We start from the raw sequence: 17920 nt of genomic DNA on the forward strand, positions 1-17920 counted from the left end.
AAGCCAGGTGAAACCGTAAGCACTCATGGTAATCGTTCATCGGAGTGACATACAGAGCAATATCTTAAAATTTAACCGTTTCCCGCCTGTTTCAGCCGGTTACAACGTGAATTTGCGAAACGGCTCCACACTTTACCTTTTTCATTAAATTTTGCTTTTTACCGTTTGCAGCAATTTGTTATGGTCGGCAGCCATAAAGCCCTGCTGGCGGATGAAGGTCCGGTGGCAAAAATGGTAATATCCCGCTTTCGTTATCCGTCCACACGATAACGACACTTCCGGGCTGTATTGACCCAGCCTCAGGTAATTAAAAGAATGAACGTTGAGTGAGAATGAGATGAAAGGAGCAGAGCAAATGGACTTTAGTGGCCATACGCCGATGATGCAGCAATACCTGCGCCTGAAGGCCGATCATCCTGACATCCTGCTGTTTTACCGCATGGGCGATTTCTACGAGCTGTTTTACGATGATGCGAAACGCGCTTCACAGCTATTAGAGATCTCCCTGACCAAACGCGGCGCTTCTGCCGGTGAACCGATCCCGATGGCGGGCGTGCCTTACCATGCGGTTGAAGGCTATCTGGCGAAACTGGTCCAGCTTGGCGAATCGGTGGCGATCTGTGAACAGATTGGCGATCCGGCCTTGAGCAAAGGCCCGGTTGAGCGAAAAGTGGTGCGTATCGTTACACCCGGCACCATCAGCGATGAAGCCCTGCTGCAAGAGCGCCAGGATAACTTGCTCGCCGCTATCTTCCAGAGCCAACGTGGTTTTGGTTATGCAACGCTGGACATCAGTTCTGGCCGCTTCCGCCTGAGTGAACCCGGCGATCTGGAGACGATGGCAGCAGAACTGCAGCGCACCAATCCAGCTGAACTGCTCTATCCCGAAGATTTCCAGGCCATGACGTTGATCGATCAACGCCGTGGCCTGCGTCGCCGTCCGCTGTGGGAATATGAAATCGATACGGCGCGCCAGCAGCTGAACCTGCAATTTGGCACCCGCGACTTAAATGGTTTTGGCGTTGAGCAGGCGCATCTGGCGCTACGCGCTGCAGGATGCCTGCTGCAATATGTCAAAGACACGCAACGTACTTCGCTGCCGCATATTCGCTCGCTGAGCATGGAGCGCCAGCAGGATAGCGTGATCATGGATGCTGCTACGCGCCGCAACCTGGAAATTACGCAGAATCTGGCTGGCGGCATTGAAAACACGCTGGCGGCGATCCTGGATAAAACCGTTACGCCAATGGGCAGCCGTATGCTGAAACGCTGGCTGCATATGCCGCTGCGTGATGTCACGACTATTGCTCGCCGTCAGGAGTCTATTGCCGAACTGCAATCGCTCAGTCAGGAACTGCAGCCGATACTGCGTCAGGTGGGCGATCTTGAGCGTATTCTGGCGCGACTGGCACTGCGCACCGCGCGCCCACGCGATTTGGCACGTATGCGACATGCCTTCCAGCAGTTGCCAGAGTTGAACCAGCAACTGGAAGGCGTTGAAGCTACCCAATTAATTCATCTGCGCTCTCAGATGGGTGAATTTAACGAACTGCGTGAGTTGCTGGAAAAGGCAATAATTGAATCGCCGCCGGTGCTGGTACGTGACGGTGGCGTGATCGCTCCGGGATACAACGCTGAGCTCGACGAATGGCGTGCGCTGGCCGATGGCGCTACCGATTATCTTGATCGTCTGGAAATTCGTGAACGCGAAAAACTCGGTCTGGATACGCTGAAAGTTGGCTTTAACGCGATTCATGGCTACTACATTCAGGTCAGTCGTGGTCAAAGCCATCTGGTGCCGATTCACTATGTTCGTCGCCAGACGCTGAAGAATGCTGAACGCTATATCATTCCTGAACTGAAAGAGTATGAAGACAAGGTTCTGACGTCGAAAGGTAAAGCGCTGGCGCTGGAAAAAGGCCTTTACGATGAACTCTTTGACCGCCTGCTACCGCATCTTGAAGCCCTGCAAACCAGTGCGGCTGCACTCTCTGAACTGGACGTGTTAGCGAACCTGGCCGAACGCGCCTGGACACTGAACTATTGCCGTCCGGTGCTGCAAGAAAAAGCGGGCATCCGTATTACTGCGGGCCGCCATCCGGTGGTCGAACAAGTATTGAAAGAGCCGTTTATCGCTAACCCGCTTTCACTCTCACCGCAGCGTCGCATGCTGATCATCACCGGTCCCAATATGGGCGGTAAAAGTACCTATATGCGTCAGACAGCGTTGATTGCACTGATGGCGTGGATTGGCAGCTATGTGCCAGCGGAAGAGACCGTCATCGGTCCAATCGATCGCATCTTCACGCGCGTCGGTGCCGCTGATGATCTGGCTTCCGGACGCTCAACCTTTATGGTGGAGATGACGGAAACCGCCAACATCCTGCATAACGCCACCGAAAACAGTCTGGTACTGATGGATGAAATCGGACGCGGCACCTCAACTTATGATGGTTTGTCGCTGGCATGGGCCTGTGCTGAAAATCTGGCGAACCGCATTAAAGCCATGACACTGTTCGCCACCCACTATTTCGAGCTGACCACGCTGCCAGAAAAAATGGAAGGCGTCGTAAATGTGCATTTGGATGCGGTCGAACACGGCGACACCATCGCCTTTATGCACAGCGTGCAGGATGGCGCTGCGAGCAAAAGTTATGGTCTCGCGGTGGCGGCGCTGGCGGGCGTGCCGAAGGAAGTGATTAAGCGCGCACGTAACAAACTGAAGGAGCTGGAAGCGTTATCTGGCAGCTCTGCCGCATCCACGGTGGAAGGTTCGCAAATGCAGTTGCTGGTGGCGGAAACCTCACCGGCGGTTGATGCTCTTGAGGCGCTGGACCCTGACAGCTTAACGCCGAAGCAAGCGCTGGAATGGATCTATCGCTTGAAAACGCTGGTGTAGTTATTCGCCCGCCCAGAAGCAACGTTCTGTGCGGGCTATTTTTTCTGTCTGACAATTCCCTAGTGTTTAGCAATATCAGCAGGCTCATCCCAATCAACTCGCCCCGCTTTAAATCACGCTATATCCCCCATCAATCACTAAATTCTCACCATTGACCATGGCCGCTTCATTGCTGCTGAGATACAGCACTGTGCTCGCGACTTCGTCTGGCGTGGCAAAACGTCGCGAAGGAATTTTTGATTTCATCTGCTCGGCTCGCTCCCCATGCCAGTAACGCTTACCTAATTCCGTCTCAACTACCGTAGGTGAAATGGCATTGGCGGTAATGCCAAACGGCCCCAACTCTGCTGCCAACACGCGCGTAAAAGAAACCATGCCTGATTTGCTGGTGCAGTATGCCGCGTGCTCATTGAGCGCAATGACGCTGGCCTGTGAGGCGATATTAATCAAGCGGCCAAAACCTTGTGCCTTCATATAGCGGGCACAATGCTGAGCGAGGAAGAATGGCGCGGTCATGTTAATCAACATCGTGGTATTCCAGCTGGCGAGTTGCACTTCGCCGACGGCTTCCAGCATGCCAATACCGGCGTTATTGACCAGAATATCGATACGGCCAAAATCCTGATGGATTTGCTCTACCAGCTCGCCAAGCGCCTCGACGTTAGCCAGATCGAAAACGTAACCTCGCGCAGGATTGTCCATCTCGTTGGCAACCGATTTGACCTCTTCTGCGCGATCAACCATCGCGACTTGCGCGCCCGCAGAACTTAAACAGCGAGCAATAGCGTAGCCAATTCCCGATGCGGCGCCGGTGACAATGGCGACTTTATTTTGCAGTGAAAATAGTGTTGTCATGTTGCTATCCTTTTCATTGAGGGTATTTATTCGGATTCGGTAGCTGTTGTCTTCAACGGTACGTTACGCTCTAACCTTGGTTGGGGATTACGAATAAAGAATGTCATCACGCCGCCGGAAAAATAGAGCAGAGAGAAAGTAATAATCACGTGCTTGATTTCAAATGACAGACCGAACATCAGTGCAGCAACCGCCGGGCCAATTAGATTGCCGAAACCACCGCCCAGATTTTGTACCGAGACAGCCGCGCCTTTATGTTGCGGCGCCAGCATCGGGAATATCGCTCCCATCGGCACAAAGGAAGTGAGTGTTAAAGCTAATAACAGCGCGCAGACGATGGCCAACGCCAGATTGCCAGGGAAAAGCGAGGGTAAATAATAGAAAGCGGCAGTGGTAATCGTGCATCCGAAGAAGCCAAACCAGCGCATTTGAAAAATCCAGCCAATACGATCGCCAATAATGCCCCAAAGTACATTGGTTAAAGGTTGCACGAGGAAAAACACGCCCCAGATAGTCGCCCACTCTTTAGTAGAAAAACCTAATTCACGGGTAAAGTAGATCGGCATAAACACCGGCAAACCAAATAATGCCACATTACATAAGATGCGCGTTATCAGTGCAAAGAACATACTGCGATCTTCAAAGATTAAGGTTATTCCACGTGATATTTCACGTAACTTTTCTTTGCGGCTAACGCCTTCGCTATTTAGATTTTCTTCACTCTGATTTTTAACCGTAAGGAATATAATCACGCCACCCACTCCAGCAAACAGCAGTGAAAGCCAAAGCGTATTGATGAATCCAATTTCAGGCACCAGAAGGCCGGAAAGGAAGGAAGCCGTGATGCCATAACCAATGGTAAACATCGACCATATCCAGCCGGTTGCGGAGGCAAGTCGATGCTCAGGCGTGCGCTGCACTACTAATACATAGAATCCATAAAAGAACAGCGGATAAGCGAAGCCGCGCAACGTATAACTAACCAACATCCAGGTAAAGTTATTTTCACTTACGCCAAAATAAACGAATATGGCATGTAACACCATCCACCAAATAGCACCGGTGAGCATGATTTTCTTCGGGCCATAAATTTCACTGACGGCACCGGAAAGCCAACTTGAAACTGCTGCAGTTAACGCATAAACGGTGAAAACTAATGAAACTTGTTTTTCTCCATAGCCGAGATCGTAGAGATATCGGGAGAGATGAGCCAGTTCGATGCCATCGCCGGTCATGAAGATGGCCATCGCAATATATCCCCATAGCAGAGATATTGGCATTCCGAAAACCACTCTGGAGTATTGTGACTTTGTACTTCTGCTTTGCACACTCATTGTTTTTCTCACTCCCTTTTAGTTATTCATTGCTTGAATATCCTGGTGATACAGCGAGCAAGAAAATGGCATAGCACCGTGTTAAAAACTTTTATCAGAGTGACATGGAGAAAGGAATTAAGGCAAAATTGCAAAGAAAGTCGTGCGCAGCATTACAGTTTGTTAAATGAGAGCAAGATAAATAGAGCATTTATTAGATGTTTAATTAACATCTAATGGGTTTAATTTACGTTTATTTATTTAGGCGAGAATTTAAGTGATAGCGTTACAAGCTTTTATTGCGATGAGTTAAAGAAGCACTGTCAGTATATTATAACCAATAAAAAAGCGGTGGTTTTCACCACCGCTTCTTGTATTAACCACGTATTCTGTTATTCGCGAAACAGTGCTTCGATGTTCAAACCTTGCGTCTGCAGAATCTCACGCAGACGACGCAGTCCTTCCACCTGGATCTGACGTACGCGTTCACGGGTCAACCCGATTTCACGACCTACATCTTCCAGCGTTGCCGCTTCATAGCCTAACAGGCCGAAACGACGCGCCAACACTTCACGCTGCTTGGCATTCAGTTCAAACAACCACTTAACGATGCTCTGTTTCATATCATCGTCTTGCGTGGTGTCTTCCGGACCGTTGTCTTTCTCATCGGCCAGGATATCCAGCAGCGCTTTTTCGGAATCGCCACCCAAAGGTGTATCGACCGAGGTAATGCGCTCATTGAGACGCAGCATACGGCTCACGTCATCAACAGGCTTGTCTAGCTGCTCGGCAATCTCTTCAGCACTTGGCTCATGATCAAGCTTGTGCGAAAGTTCACGCGCGGTACGCAGGTAAACATTTAACTCTTTAACGATGTGAATTGGCAGACGGATGGTACGGGTTTGATTCATGATCGCCCGTTCAATTGTCTGACGAATCCACCACGTGGCGTAAGTTGAGAAACGGAACCCACGTTCTGGGTCAAACTTCTCTACGGCGCGAATCAAGCCGAGATTGCCCTCTTCAATCAGATCCAGCAGCGCCAGACCACGATTGCTGTAACGACGGGCAATCTTTACTACCAAGCGTAAGTTACTTTCAATCATGCGGCGACGAGAAGGAATGTCACCCCGCAGTGCACGGCGCGCAAAGAAGACTTCTTCTTCTGCCGTCAGCAGCGGTGAATAACCAATCTCGCCGAGGTAAAGCTGCGTCGCATCCAAAACGCGTTGCGTCGCACCCTGTGACAACAGCTCTTCTTCCGCTACGTCGTTGTTATCACCAGGTTCGTTCTCAACGAGAGCCTTCTCATCAAAAACCTCAGCTCCGTTGTTTTCCTCGAATTCCGCATCTTCATGTAAATCGTTAACTTTCAGCGTATTCTGGTTCATTAGCGGCTCCTACCCGTGATCCAAGGGCAGAACCAAGGTTCTGCCGGATTATCGCTGCGGTAAATAACGCAACGGGTTTACGGATTTCCCCTTGTAACGAATTTCAAAGTGCAATCGTACTGAACTGGTACCGGTGCTACCCATGGTAGCGATTTTTTGCCCCGCCTTAACTTCCTGTTGTTCCCGGACCAGCATAGAGTCGTTGTGGGCGTAGGCGCTCAGGTAGTCATCATTGTGTTTGATGATGATTAAATTACCGTACCCACGGAGCGCGTTGCCTGCGTACACCACTCTTCCCGAAGCTGTGGCGACAACAGGTTGTCCACGCGAACCGGCGATATCGATACCTTTGTTTCCGCCTTCCGCAGCGGAGAAGTTATCGATGATCTTCCCATCAGTCGGCCAACGCCAGCTTCCCACTGGAGTTGTGCTGTTTGTCGTGCTGCTGACTGTAGGTGGTGCGACAACCGGAGCTGTGGTCGTTGCCACATTATTTGCTCCTTTCGACGGCAGCAACTTGCTACCCGACGAATTACCCGAATCATCAGAATACGTAATAACAGGTTGCTGTGCAACAGGGGTGGATTTAATTTGCGTCTGGCTCGGGGTAACCGGCACGCCGCCCTGTGTTGCATCAGCCACGGTGATAGCGTTTCCACCGGTGATGGTTTGGCCGTTGCCGTTGCCCACCTGCAGCGTTTGCCCAGCATTCAAGCCATACGGGGCTGCGATGTTGTTACGCTGTGCCAAATCGCGGAAATCGTTGCCGGTAATCCAGGCAATATAGAACAAGGTATCGCCACGCTTTACGGTATAGGTTTCACCGCCGTAACTACCTTTAGGAATATTCCCATAATTGCGATTGTACACAATGCGACCATTTTCTGTGGCCACATTGTTATTGTCACTTACCATTCCACCTGACGGTTGCGCTGATGGTGTGCCGCCACTTAACATTCCGCCACGCGGCATCGCAGGCACAGCGCTGTTTTGCGAAGAGATCATGCCGCCACTTGGGGCTGAAGCTATACCGCTATCGCCGCTGTTACCACCAATCTGGCTAATGGGTGCCTGTGTATTATCGCCAGAACTACAGCCCGCCAGCCAAAAACCTACCAAAGAAAGTGCCGCCAAACGGCGTAATTGAAATGCTGTGCTTCCCATGCTCACTGATCCCCCGTGATGGCAACCCTGAATATAAATGTGTAACGGCGTTAACCGCATTATCCACTGCGCGTAACGTTAAAAACGGTTTTTAGCATTGATAAACAAGGATAGTAACAATATCAACTGCGCCGTGCCATGTAACAGTTGTGAAGAATTGCGTAAGGATGGCTCAGGCCAGATCGCCCTGAACCAACGGCACAAAGCGTACGGGCTCGATGATTTCTTCAATTAATTCATCGCCCTGACGACGCAAACGCTTCAACACCTGCTGATCCTCACCAACCGGCAGCACCATTTTGCCGCCGTCACCTAATTGCGCTATCAGTAAAGTCGGAATTTCAGGTGGTGCGGCGGTCACGATAATGGCATCAAACGGGCCACGCGTTGCCCAGCCCTGCCAGCCATCGCCATGTCGGGTAGAAATATTGTGCAGATCGAGTTGCTTGAGGCGGCGCTTAGCCTGCCACTGCAAACCCTTGATGCGTTCGACGGAATAAACATGATTAACCAGATGCGCCAGAATAGCGGTCTGATAGCCAGAACCGGTGCCGATTTCCAGCACGCGCGATTCCGGCGTGAGCTCTAACAAGGCGGTCATGCGCGCCACCATGTAAGGCTGAGAGATAGTCTGGCCGTTGCCAATGGGCAGCGCGACGTTTTCCCAGGCTTTATGTTCAAACGCCTCATCGATAAAACGCTCGCGCGGCACATCGGCAATGGCTTTCAGCAGGTGTTCATCATGAATGCCCTGCGCGCGCAGTTGCTCCAAAAGCGTTTCGATGCGGCGATTCACCATGCGAGTTTTACCTCTGCCTGGATCAGCCAGTCACTTAATACCTCTTGTGCTGCATGCGCGGTCAAATCCACATGCAACGCGGTCAGCGAAACATAGCCCGCATCCACCGCAGCGAAATCGGTATCCGGACCAGCATCCAGCTTTTGCCCCGGCGGGCCAATCCAGTAAAGCGGTTGGCCGCGCGGATCTTCGGTGCAGATAACCTGATCGGCGGGATGACGACTGCCGCAGCGGGTAATGCGGAAACCTTTGATCTCCGCTAACGGCAAATCCGGCACGTTGATATTGAGAATGCGGCCAGTACGCAGCGGAGCTCGCGATAGCGCGCGTAACAGCGTACAGGTGATGGATGCGGCGGTGTCGTAATGCTGATGTCCGTTGAGCGAGACGGCGAGTGCAGGCAAGCCCAGATGGCGCCCTTCCATCGCCGCAGCGACGGTACCGGAGTAAATCACATCGTCGCCAAGATTCGGACCGGCATTAATGCCGGACACCACGATGTCGGGACGCGGCTGCATCAGCTTGTTGACGCCGAGGAACACGCAGTCAGTTGGCGTGCCCATCTGCACCGCGATATCACCATTTTCGTGCGTAAAAGTACGCAGCGGCGTTTCCAGCGTTAACGAATTTGATGCGCCGCTACGATTGCGATCGGGCGCGACAACCTGCACCTCGGCAAACTCACGTAAAGCACGCGCCAGCGTCTGAATACCCGGCGCATGAATTCCATCATCGTTACTCAGCAATATCCGCATCGTTACCTTCTTGTTGGAGAAGCTCACGCACCACGCTGGTGGCAAAACTGCCGGCGGGCAGCCAGAACTGCATCTCCAGCGTCATATCGTCCCACCATTCCCAGCGCAAATCCTTTGGCACCACCAGCATTGCACGACGCGCGGCATCAACGCGCTCGCGCTCAAGCAGTGTAATCAATTCTTCTGCGCCTGCCAGGCTCTGTTGCTCAAAAAGCAACGCGTCACCTTCTGGACCCGGATCGCCACGCCCAGGCAGCGGCGCAGTGATACGCAGTTGGTGATTATCAACGCGCTGCTGTACGTCAGGCAACTCTTCCGCCTGCGCCACAAACCAGCTGCCGCGTCCGGCCAGCTGCACCGCATCGCCCACCTGCACCACGTCCAGAGCGCCATCACGCTGCAAACGCGCGCTGGTCACCTGATTAAACAGATGGCTGCGGGTCGCTGACAACAGCAAACCTTTCATATTGCGATCGCGCGGACGGAATGTCTCCTTCGCCCACTGTTTCGCCTGCGTCAGGTTATTGCCGCCGCGACCAAAGCGCTGCTCACCAAAGTAGTTCGGCACCCCGCGCTGTTGAATCTGCTGCAAACGTGCGTCGACTTCACGGCGATCGGAAATCTGACGCACCACTAAGCGGAACGCATTGCCCGCCAGCGCGCCGGTACGCAGTTTACGCTTGTGGCGAATTACCTGCAGGATCTCAACGCCTTCCAGCTGGAATCCCGCCAGATTCGGCATGCCATTGCCGGGCACACGGAAACAGAGCGTTTGCTCGGTGATCGCATGACGATCTTTCATGCCGGCGTAGCTGAGATCGCGCACCGGTACGCCAAGAAATTTGGCAATGGCCTCGGCGACAAAGCGCGTATTGCAGCCAATTTTACGGATGCGCACCAGCAGCTGCTCGCCTTCGCCATCGTAGGGATAGCCGAGATCTTCAATCACCACAAAATCTTCGGGATTGGCTTTGATAACGCCGGTGGCTGCGGGCACGCCGTGCAGGTAATGCAGCTCACTCATGCCTGATCGGCCTTTATCAGTAGCGCCACCGCTTCACAGGCAATGCCTTCGCCACGACCGGTAAAGCCCAGCTTTTCGGTGGTGGTGGCTTTAACGTTGACGTCGTCCATATGGCAACCGAGATCTTCGGCGATATTGACGCGCATCTGCGGCACATGCGGCAACATTTTCGGTGCCTGCGCAATGATGGTCACATCGACGTTACCGATGCGATAGCCTTTCAGCTGAATACGACGCCAGGCTTCACGCAGTAAACCGCGGCTGTCAGCGCCTTTAAACGCCGGATCGGTATCCGGGAATAATTTGCCGATATCGCCCATCGCCACCGCGCCGAGTAAAGCATCCGTCAACGCATGCAGCGCCACGTCACCATCAGAATGGGCAATAAAACCGTGTTCGAAGGGAATACGCACCCCGCCAATCACTAACGGACCTTCGCCGCCAAAAGCGTGAACGTCAAAACCGTGACCGATACGCATCATGCGCTCTCCTGTAACTGAATCTGGGTAAGGTAGAAGGCCGCCAGCGCCAGATCTTCTGGCCGCGTCACCTTAATATTGTCGCTACGTCCGCTCACCAACGCCGGGTGATAACCGCAATACTCCAGCGCCGACGCTTCATCGGTAATGGTAGCGCCTTCATGGAGTGCGCGCGTCAGGCAAGCGGTGAGCAGCTGATGCGGGAAAAATTGCGGCGTTAACGCGTGCCATAAATCCTCGCGTTCAACGGTGTGGGCAATGGCGGTTTTGCCGGGTTCGGCGCGCTTCATGGTGTCGCGCACCGGCGCGGCCAGAATCCCGCCAACCTTGCTGTATTCACGTACCGCTAACAGGCGCGCTAAATCGTCCGGATGCAGGCAAGGACGCGCGGCGTCGTGCACCAGCACCCATTCGCTGTGTTGAATGGCGTTTAAACCCGCCAGCACTGATTCGGCGCGCGTGTCGCCACCGGTCACTCTGAGAATGCGGGAATCCTGCGCCAGCGGCAGTGAATCGAACCAGCCATCATCATTACTGACCGGCACAATTACCTGTTTTACCGCAGGATGTGCCAGCAGACGGGCGACGCTGTGTTCAAGAAGGGTGAATTGACCAATGGTCAGATACTGTTTTGGGCAGGCAGCCTGCATACGGCTGCCCACACCTGCGGCGGGCACCACAGCAATCACATCCGCAAGGATCGGGCGCTTGTTCATGGCTTATCGTTGTTGATTTTGCGCAGCTTGTTGCGCGTTACGTTTGTTCTGGTCTGGCACCAGACGATAGAAAGTCTCACCGGGCTTAATCATGCCCAGTTCATTACGTGCGCGTTCTTCGATCGCTTCCGAGCCGCCATTGAGATCGTCAATTTCGGCGAATAGCTGATCGTTACGCGCTTTAAGCTTGGCGTTATTCGCCTGTTGTGACGCGACGTCTTCGTTGACGCGCGTATAGTCATGAATACCGTTCTTACCCAGCCACAGGGAATATTGAAGCCATCCCAGCAGCACGAGTAGCAGTAACGTCAGTTTTCCCATCCCCGCCCCCTGAAAAACGGCCCAATCATCCCATAACTTGACGCTGGACTCCACAGCGGCGGCGAAAATGCCGCGCACGGGCGTTTAGCCGGACAAATAATGCCAGAGTAGGAGGCGAGACGGCAGGTAAAGTTTTGTAACCTGCCGATGCGTTTGCACATCTGCTGGGCGTTACCAACCGGAGAGAAATGAGAACAGCAGCCAGAACAGGCATATCACCACCATCGCCGTGGCGATACCGCTCCAGAACAAGTGGGTGCGGATCATCAGGCTGAGCACGATGCCAATCAACACCGAAACCGGCAGCAGCGCGAGGAAAAATGGCCAGGTGTAGAGGAAGAAGAACAGCGTGTTGGAGCCGTAGAGCATGAACGGAATCGCCAGCGCGCACCAGTACGAGAGAAAGCCAAACACGCCGCCCGGCAGTGACGAGCGAGGCTCATCCGGGGTGCGTTCATCTTTACGGGCTAGCATGGGCGTTACGTTCTGCATAGAGATCCTGTTGACGCTAAGCGCGGCAAACCCAGAGGGATTTGCCGCTGTCGGTTCAGGATCTGATGATATCGCGGTGACGCAGCAGGTCTAACAATTGGCCGGCGAGTTTTGTAACCAATTGTTCGCCATCAAGGTGGATTTCCGGGGCGTCTGGCGCCTCGTAAACGCTGTCGATGCCGGTGAAATTTCGCAGCTCACCGGCACGGGCTTTTTTGTACAAACCTTTGGGATCGCGCGCTTCGCACACCGCCAACGGCGTATCGACAAACACTTCGATAAACTGCCCTTCCGCGAGCAGATCCCGCACCATGTTGCGTTCCGCACGATGCGGCGAGATAAAGGCGGTCAACACCACTAAACCGGCATCGACCATCAGTTTCGCCACTTCGCCGACGCGGCGAATGTTCTCTTTACGATCGTCATCGCTGAAGCCGAGGTCACGGCACAGGCCGTGACGCACGTTGTCGCCATCCAGCAGATAAGTATTCACCCCCGCCCGATGCAGCACCTGCTCCAGCGCGCCGGCCACGGTGGATTTCCCCGAGCCGGACAGCCCGGTGAACCACAGCACCACGCCTTGATGGCCGTGCTGCTGTTCGCGCTCCTCGCGCGTTACCGGATGATCGTGCCACACCACGTTTTCATCGTGCTGCGCCATTACTTGCCACCCAGCAGATCGCGTGCGTTCCAGTGTGGGAAGTGACGACGTACCAGCGCGTTCAGTTCCAGCTCGAAATCGCTGAACTGGCCCGCTTGCGCACGCATATCGGTCAGCGGCTGATTGATCATGCCCGCGCCAACCGTCACGTTGCTTAGGCGATCAATAAAGATCATGCCGCCGGTTACCGGATTTTGGCGATAAGCATCCAGCACCATCGGTTCGTCAAAGGTCAGTTCCACCAGGCCAATGCCGTTAAGCGGCAGGCTGTCCACCGTGCGCTTCTCCAGCGAATTGATCTCCACCTGATGGATCACTTTCTCAACGCGTGCGCGGGTTTTCTTACCGGCGATCTTCACTTCATAACTTTGCCCCGGCTGCAGCGGCTGTTCCGCCATCCACACCACGTCAACGTTGGCGGATTGCACTGCCTGCAGTTCGGCTTCCGCATCCACCAGCAGATCGCCACGGCTGATGTCGATCTCATCTTTCAGCACCAGCGTAATCGCTTCACCGGCGCCCGCTTCAGGCAGGTCGCCATCAAAGGTGACGATGCGCGAAACGGTGGATTCCACGCCTGAAGGCAGTACTTTCACGCGCTGGCCGACTTTCACCACGCCCGAAGCCAGCGTACCGGCATAACCACGGAAATCGAGGTTAGGACGGTTGACATACTGCACCGGGAAACGCATCGGCTGATGATCCACCACGCGGTTCAGTTCAACGGTTTCTAGTACATCGAGCAGTGTTGGGCCGCTGTACCACGGCATGGTGACACTTGGCGTTGCCACGTTATCGCCTTCCAGCGCCGACATCGGCACAAAGCGAATATCGAGATCTTCCGGCAGCTGCGCGGCAAAATCGAGGTAATCCTGTTTGATCTGCTCGAAGGTCTCTTGCTTGTACTCGACCAGATCCATCTTGTTGATGGCGACCACCAGATGCTTGATGCCTAACAGCGTGGAGATAAAGCTGTGACGACGCGTCTGGTCCAGCACGCCTTTACGCGCATCGATCAGCAGGATCGCCAAATCGCAGGTTGATGCACCGGTCGCCATGTTACGGGTGTACTGCTCGTGTCCCGGCGTGTCGGCAATAATAAATTTGCGCTTTTCGGTCGAGAAGTAGCGATACGCCACATCGATAGTGATGCCCTGCTCACGTTCGGCCTGCAAGCCATCAACCAGCAACGCCAGATCCAGCTTCTCGCCCTGGGTGCCGTGGCGTTTGCTGTCGTTGTGCAGCGAGGAGAGCTGATCTTCATAAATTTGACGCGTGTCGTGCAGCAGGCGACCAATCAAGGTACTTTTGCCGTCGTCGACGCTACCGCAAGTCAGGAAACGCAGCAGGCTTTTGTGTTGTTGCGCGGTCAGCCAGGCTTCTACACCGCCCTGATCGGCAATCTGTTGTGCAATAACGGTATTCATCTGCGTCTCCTTAGAAATAACCCTGACGTTTCTTCATTTCCATCGAACCGGCCTGGTCGCGGTCAATCACGCGGCCCTGGCGTTCACTGGTGGTGGAGACCAGCATCTCTTCAATAATTTCCGGCAGCGTCTGCGCCTCTGATTCCACCGCGCCGGTCAGCGGCCAGCAGCCAAGGGTACGGAAACGCACCATGCGCTGTTTGATCACTTCGCCTGGCTGCAGATCGATACGGTCGTCATCGATCATCATCAGCATGCCATCACGCTCCAGCACCGGACGCGGCGCGGCGAGATACAGCGGCACGATCTCGATATTCTCGAGGAAGATGTACTGCCAGATATCCAGCTCGGTCCAGTTGGAGAGCGGGAACACGCGGATGCTTTCGCCTTTGTTAATCTGGCCGTTGTAGTTGTGCCACAGCTCAGGACGCTGATTTTTCGGGTCCCAGCGGTGGAAGCGATCGCGGAAGGAGTAGATACGCTCTTTCGCGCGCGACTTCTCTTCATCACGACGCGCGCCGCCAAAGGCCGCATCAAAGCCGTATTTGTTCAGCGCCTGCTTCAGGCCTTCGGTTTTCATGATGTCGGTGTGTTTGGCGCTGCCGTGGACAAACGGGTTGATGCCCATCGCCACGCCTTCAGGGTTGCGATGCACCAGCAGCTCCGCGCCCATCGCTTTCACGGTGCGATCGCGGAACTCGTACATTTCACGGAATTTCCAGCCGGTATCAACATGCAGCAGCGGAAACGGCAGCGTGCCCGGATAGAAGGCTTTGCGCGCCAGATGCAGCATGACCGAGGAGTCTTTGCCGATGGAGTACATCATCACCGGATTGCTGAACTCGGCCGCCACCTCGCGGATGATATGGATACTCTCTGCCTCCAGCTGGCGCAGATGAGTAAGTCGATTTTGGTCCATAATTTTTCCTCAAGCCAAATTGACAACGGCGGACTCGCGAGCCCCCTGCTGTGCCGAATGTTGGAACCAGGCCAATTGCCCGTGCAAATTTACGACTTCGCCAATCACTAACAGTGCTGGCGTGGGCGCGGCGGCTGCCAGCGCTTCCAGTTGTTCTAAGGTTCCGGTCAGCACCTGCTGATCCTGACGCGTACCGCGCCCAATCACCGCCACCGGTGTGGAGGCCGCGCGGCCATGTTCGATAAGCCCGGCAGCGATTTCCGCCGCTTTCACCGTGCCCATGTAAATCGCTAAGGTTTGACGTGCGCGCGCCAGCGACGGCCAATCAATGCCGTCGCCATCAGCGCGGCAGTGACCGGTAATAAACAGCACGCTCTGCGCGTGGTCGCGATGGGTCAGCGGAATACCGGCATAGGCGGTTGCGCCTGCCGCCGCGGTGATGCCCGGCACCACCTGGAACGGAATGCCCGCCGCCTGCGCCGCCTGCAACTCTTCGCCACCGCGGCCAAAGATAAACGGATCGCCGCCTTTTAGCCGCACCACGCGTTTGCCCTGTTTAGCCAGCGTCACCAGCATCTGATTGGTCTCTTCCTGCGGCACCGAATGCGCACCGGCGCGTTTACCGACGCAGATGCGGTCGGCATCACGGCGCACCAGCTCAAGCACTTCGTCGCTGACCAGATGGTCATACAACACCACATCGGCCAGCTGCATCACCTGCAAGCCACGCAGCGTCAGCAAACCGCTGTCGCCCGGACCGGCGCCTACCAGCGTGATTTCACCCTGATTGTCGTTATCGTTTTCCAGCTCGTGATCCAGCGTACGGCGCGCTTCATTGACGTTGCCCGCCGCCATTTGGCTGGCGAACCGACCGTTAAAGGCGCGCTCCCAGAAACGACGGCGTTCAGACATGCGGTGATAGCGCTGCTTCACCTTGTCGCGCCACTGCCCGGCCACTTCAGCCATCTGTCCGAGATTGGCCGGCAGTAAAGCTTCAATTTTCTCACGCAGCAGACGCGCTAACACCGGCGCGGTGCCGCTGGAGGAGATCGCTACCACCAGCGGTGAGCGATCGACAATCGACGGGAAGATAAAGCTGCACTTCGGCTGATCGTCCACCACGTTCACCAGCTTGTGGCGCGCGTTGGCGGCATCGAACACCTGCGCGTTAAGCGCGTTGTCATCGGTAGCGGCAATCACAAGGAACACGCCATCCAGCTGCGCCGGATCGAAGCTGTGGGCGATCCATTCAATCGCCTCAATTTCCAGCAGCGCCTGCAGCTCATGGCCGAGTTCGCGCGCGGCGACCAGCACGCGCGCACCGGCACGCCGCAGCAGTTCTATTTTGCGCGCAGCGATTTCGCCACCGCCGACAACCAGCACCGGACGGCTTTTAAGATCGGCAAAGAGAGGCAGATAATCCACGTTAACCTTGCTAGTTTTACAATAAGTTAACGCGACTATACGTCCCGCCCTTCGGACAGATGAAATTACGAATTGGAATGAGTAGTTACCGAATGGAATAACGACCCAGGATTGCTGATAACATTTTGTGCTTAACAAATGATATTGCTGGTGTTTCGGAGCAAATCAAATTGTGCAAGCGTCGTCACAGTTTCATACTAAGTCGGAATTTTTTTAGCATGACCGGATGTCAGAAAAGGACGCTAACTATGTTTGCCACTCTCCGCCGCACTGTGCTGGCTGCACTGCTCGCGGGCGGTTTGCCTTTCTTTGTTCAGGCTGCGAGCAACAGCACGCCAGGACATTTTGCCGAACAGCAGCTTCGCCATATCGCCACCTATTTTCCCGGCCGCATGAGCGGCAGTCCCGCCGAGTTGCTGACTGCCGATTATCTGCAACAGCAGTTCAGCCAGCTGGGATATCAGAGTAATACCCGCCAGTTTAAAACCAGCTATAGCTGGCTGGAGAAAAAGGGCGAAAGCCGCACGCACAAAGTCACGGCCACGTCGGTGATTGCCGCACGTGCCGGTGAAGTACCGCAAGAGATTCTGATCGTCACGCATCTGGATACCTGGACGCCGCTTAGCCGCCATGAAGCCGATAACAATCTCGGCGGCCTGCGTTTGCAGGGCGTGGATGACAATGCCTCCGGGCTTGGCGTGATGCTGGAACTGGCGCAGGCGCTCAGCAAAACGCCGCTGCACTACGGCGTGCGCTTTGTGGCGCTGAGCGCCGGTGAAGCGGGTTTGCACGGCATGGATGATTATCTGGCGCGCATGAGCGTGCAGGAGAAGAAGAACACGCTGCTGGTGATCGATCTCAACAGTTTGATTGTCGGCGATCATCTCTACTTTAATAGCGGCATCAATACGCCATCAGCGGTACGCAAACAGACCAGCGCGCGGGCCGTGCAGCTGGCGCACCGTTACGGCATCTCCGCCGCCAGCCACGCGATGACCGCACGCGATTATCCCGGCGTCAATCCGTTCGATAAAGCTGGCATGCCATTGCTGGATGTCACCGCCGCCAACTGGGCGCTGGGCAACAAAGATGGGCAGCAACAGCGCGCGCGCTCCAGCCATTTCCCGGCAGGCAACGTGCGCCATCAAACCGAGCGCGATAACCTCAACTATCTCGATCACTGGCTGCCAGGCCGCATCACGCAACGCACGCGTGACAGCGTGAAGATTCTGCTGCCGCTGCTAACCGAGCTCGCTAATCCGACAACCTGAGGATTCACT

The 17920-nt window shown here is 54.7% G+C and carries 17 protein-coding genes; 2 read left to right on the forward strand and 15 right to left on the reverse strand.

Features of this window, described 5'->3' with window-relative positions:
- Nucleotides 1-355 precede the first annotated feature (355 nt).
- Nucleotides 356-2899: a DNA mismatch repair protein MutS gene (gene mutS / locus NQH49_RS15020; protein ID WP_256697209.1), complete on the forward strand. Its 2544-nt coding sequence runs from the start codon at nucleotides 356-358 to the stop codon at nucleotides 2897-2899.
- Between the two features lie 108 nt (nucleotides 2900-3007).
- Here the strand turns inward: mutS and NQH49_RS15025 are convergent, their stop codons facing one another.
- The 15 genes from NQH49_RS15025 to cysG form a co-directional block, all read right to left on the reverse strand.
- Nucleotides 3008-3754 carry a GolD/DthD family dehydrogenase gene (locus NQH49_RS15025; RefSeq protein WP_256697210.1) on the reverse strand — a complete coding sequence of 249 codons (747 nt, stop codon included), beginning with the start codon at nucleotides 3752-3754 and terminating at the stop codon, nucleotides 3008-3010.
- Nucleotides 3755-3780: 26 nt separating this feature from the next.
- Complete coding sequence (locus NQH49_RS15030; RefSeq protein WP_256697211.1) at nucleotides 3781-5088, reverse strand: MFS transporter; 1308 nt, start codon at nucleotides 5086-5088, stop codon at nucleotides 3781-3783.
- Between the two features lie 371 nt (nucleotides 5089-5459).
- The gene (gene rpoS / locus NQH49_RS15035) at nucleotides 5460-6458 is read right to left on the reverse strand and encodes an RNA polymerase sigma factor RpoS (RefSeq protein WP_007893257.1); all 999 of its coding nucleotides are present in this window, start codon (nucleotides 6456-6458) and stop codon (nucleotides 5460-5462) included.
- 48 nt (nucleotides 6459-6506) lie between these two features.
- Complete coding sequence (gene nlpD, locus NQH49_RS15040; RefSeq protein WP_256697212.1) at nucleotides 6507-7622, reverse strand: murein hydrolase activator NlpD; 1116 nt, start codon at nucleotides 7620-7622, stop codon at nucleotides 6507-6509.
- Between the two features lie 172 nt (nucleotides 7623-7794).
- Nucleotides 7795-8421, reverse strand: a complete 627-nt coding sequence (locus tag NQH49_RS15045) for a protein-L-isoaspartate(D-aspartate) O-methyltransferase (RefSeq protein WP_008104533.1) — start codon at nucleotides 8419-8421, stop codon at nucleotides 7795-7797.
- On the reverse strand, nucleotides 8415-9176 hold the full coding sequence (gene surE / locus NQH49_RS15050; RefSeq protein WP_256697214.1) for a 5'/3'-nucleotidase SurE: 762 nt from the start codon (nucleotides 9174-9176) through the stop codon (nucleotides 8415-8417). Before surE ends, NQH49_RS15045 begins: the two co-directional genes overlap by 7 nt.
- Nucleotides 9157-10200 carry a tRNA pseudouridine(13) synthase TruD gene (gene truD, locus NQH49_RS15055; protein WP_256697216.1) on the reverse strand — a complete coding sequence of 348 codons (1044 nt, stop codon included), beginning with the start codon at nucleotides 10198-10200 and terminating at the stop codon, nucleotides 9157-9159. Before truD ends, surE begins: the two co-directional genes overlap by 20 nt.
- Nucleotides 10197-10679, reverse strand: coding sequence for a 2-C-methyl-D-erythritol 2,4-cyclodiphosphate synthase (ispF, locus tag NQH49_RS15060; protein WP_061719965.1), 483 nt, complete (start codon nucleotides 10677-10679; stop codon nucleotides 10197-10199). Before ispF ends, truD begins: the two co-directional genes overlap by 4 nt.
- Nucleotides 10679-11395, reverse strand: a complete 717-nt coding sequence (ispD, locus tag NQH49_RS15065) for a 2-C-methyl-D-erythritol 4-phosphate cytidylyltransferase (protein ID WP_061719932.1) — start codon at nucleotides 11393-11395, stop codon at nucleotides 10679-10681. The genes ispF and ispD overlap by 1 nt, the downstream gene beginning before the upstream one ends.
- Nucleotides 11396-11398: 3 nt before the next feature.
- Nucleotides 11399-11716: a cell division protein FtsB gene (ftsB, locus tag NQH49_RS15070; RefSeq protein ID WP_007893240.1), complete on the reverse strand. Its 318-nt coding sequence runs from the start codon at nucleotides 11714-11716 to the stop codon at nucleotides 11399-11401.
- 171 nt (nucleotides 11717-11887) lie between these two features.
- Entirely contained in the window at nucleotides 11888-12208 is a 321-nt protein-coding gene (locus NQH49_RS15075; RefSeq protein ID WP_008104547.1) for a DUF3561 family protein, read from the reverse strand.
- A gap of 55 nt (nucleotides 12209-12263) precedes the next feature.
- Nucleotides 12264-12869, reverse strand: a complete 606-nt coding sequence (gene cysC / locus NQH49_RS15080; RefSeq protein ID WP_154192311.1) for an adenylyl-sulfate kinase — start codon at nucleotides 12867-12869, stop codon at nucleotides 12264-12266.
- Nucleotides 12869-14296, reverse strand: coding sequence for a sulfate adenylyltransferase subunit CysN (gene cysN / locus NQH49_RS15085; RefSeq protein WP_256697217.1), 1428 nt, complete (start codon nucleotides 14294-14296; stop codon nucleotides 12869-12871). The genes cysC and cysN overlap by 1 nt, the downstream gene beginning before the upstream one ends.
- Before the next feature lie 10 nt (nucleotides 14297-14306).
- The gene (gene cysD / locus NQH49_RS15090; RefSeq protein ID WP_007893231.1) at nucleotides 14307-15215 is read right to left on the reverse strand and encodes a sulfate adenylyltransferase subunit CysD; all 909 of its coding nucleotides are present in this window, start codon (nucleotides 15213-15215) and stop codon (nucleotides 14307-14309) included.
- 9 nt (nucleotides 15216-15224) lie between these two features.
- A complete protein-coding gene (cysG, locus tag NQH49_RS15095) occupies nucleotides 15225-16640 on the reverse strand; it encodes a siroheme synthase CysG (RefSeq protein ID WP_256697218.1) in 1416 nt (471 codons plus the stop codon).
- Nucleotides 16641-16888: 248 nt separating this feature from the next.
- Here cysG and NQH49_RS15100 point away from each other — a divergent pair, with 248 nt between their 5' ends.
- Complete coding sequence (locus NQH49_RS15100) at nucleotides 16889-17911, forward strand: aminopeptidase (RefSeq protein ID WP_256697220.1); 1023 nt, start codon at nucleotides 16889-16891, stop codon at nucleotides 17909-17911.
- Nucleotides 17912-17920 lie beyond the last annotated feature (9 nt).

Source organism: Pantoea trifolii, from assembly GCF_024506435.1.
GTDB classification, from domain to species: Bacteria; Pseudomonadota; Gammaproteobacteria; order Enterobacterales; family Enterobacteriaceae; genus Pantoea; species Pantoea trifolii.

What these genes read in the sequence shown, in the direction of transcription:
- rpoS (WP_007893257.1), bottom strand. Translation starts at nt 6,458, where the DNA reads ATGAACCAGAATACGCTGAAAGTTAACGATTTACATGAAGATGCGGAA.
- NQH49_RS15025 (WP_256697210.1), bottom strand. Translation starts at nt 3,754, where the DNA reads ATGACAACACTATTTTCACTGCAAAATAAAGTCGCCATTGTCACCGGC.
- NQH49_RS15030 (WP_256697211.1), bottom strand. Translation starts at nt 5,088, where the DNA reads ATGAGTGTGCAAAGCAGAAGTACAAAGTCACAATACTCCAGAGTGGTT.
- cysC (WP_154192311.1), bottom strand. Translation starts at nt 12,869, where the DNA reads ATGGCGCAGCACGATGAAAACGTGGTGTGGCACGATCATCCGGTAACG.
- NQH49_RS15075 (WP_008104547.1), bottom strand. Translation starts at nt 12,208, where the DNA reads ATGCAGAACGTAACGCCCATGCTAGCCCGTAAAGATGAACGCACCCCG.
- ftsB (WP_007893240.1), bottom strand. Translation starts at nt 11,716, where the DNA reads ATGGGAAAACTGACGTTACTGCTACTCGTGCTGCTGGGATGGCTTCAA.
- NQH49_RS15100 (WP_256697220.1), top strand. Translation starts at nt 16,889, where the DNA reads ATGTTTGCCACTCTCCGCCGCACTGTGCTGGCTGCACTGCTCGCGGGC.
- surE (WP_256697214.1), bottom strand. Translation starts at nt 9,176, where the DNA reads ATGCGGATATTGCTGAGTAACGATGATGGAATTCATGCGCCGGGTATT.
- ispF (WP_061719965.1), bottom strand. Translation starts at nt 10,679, where the DNA reads ATGCGTATCGGTCACGGTTTTGACGTTCACGCTTTTGGCGGCGAAGGT.
- mutS (WP_256697209.1), top strand. Translation starts at nt 356, where the DNA reads ATGGACTTTAGTGGCCATACGCCGATGATGCAGCAATACCTGCGCCTG.
- cysD (WP_007893231.1), bottom strand. Translation starts at nt 15,215, where the DNA reads ATGGACCAAAATCGACTTACTCATCTGCGCCAGCTGGAGGCAGAGAGT.
- NQH49_RS15045 (WP_008104533.1), bottom strand. Translation starts at nt 8,421, where the DNA reads ATGGTGAATCGCCGCATCGAAACGCTTTTGGAGCAACTGCGCGCGCAG.
- truD (WP_256697216.1), bottom strand. Translation starts at nt 10,200, where the DNA reads ATGAGTGAGCTGCATTACCTGCACGGCGTGCCCGCAGCCACCGGCGTT.
- ispD (WP_061719932.1), bottom strand. Translation starts at nt 11,395, where the DNA reads ATGAACAAGCGCCCGATCCTTGCGGATGTGATTGCTGTGGTGCCCGCC.
- nlpD (WP_256697212.1), bottom strand. Translation starts at nt 7,622, where the DNA reads ATGGGAAGCACAGCATTTCAATTACGCCGTTTGGCGGCACTTTCTTTG.
- cysN (WP_256697217.1), bottom strand. Translation starts at nt 14,296, where the DNA reads ATGAATACCGTTATTGCACAACAGATTGCCGATCAGGGCGGTGTAGAA.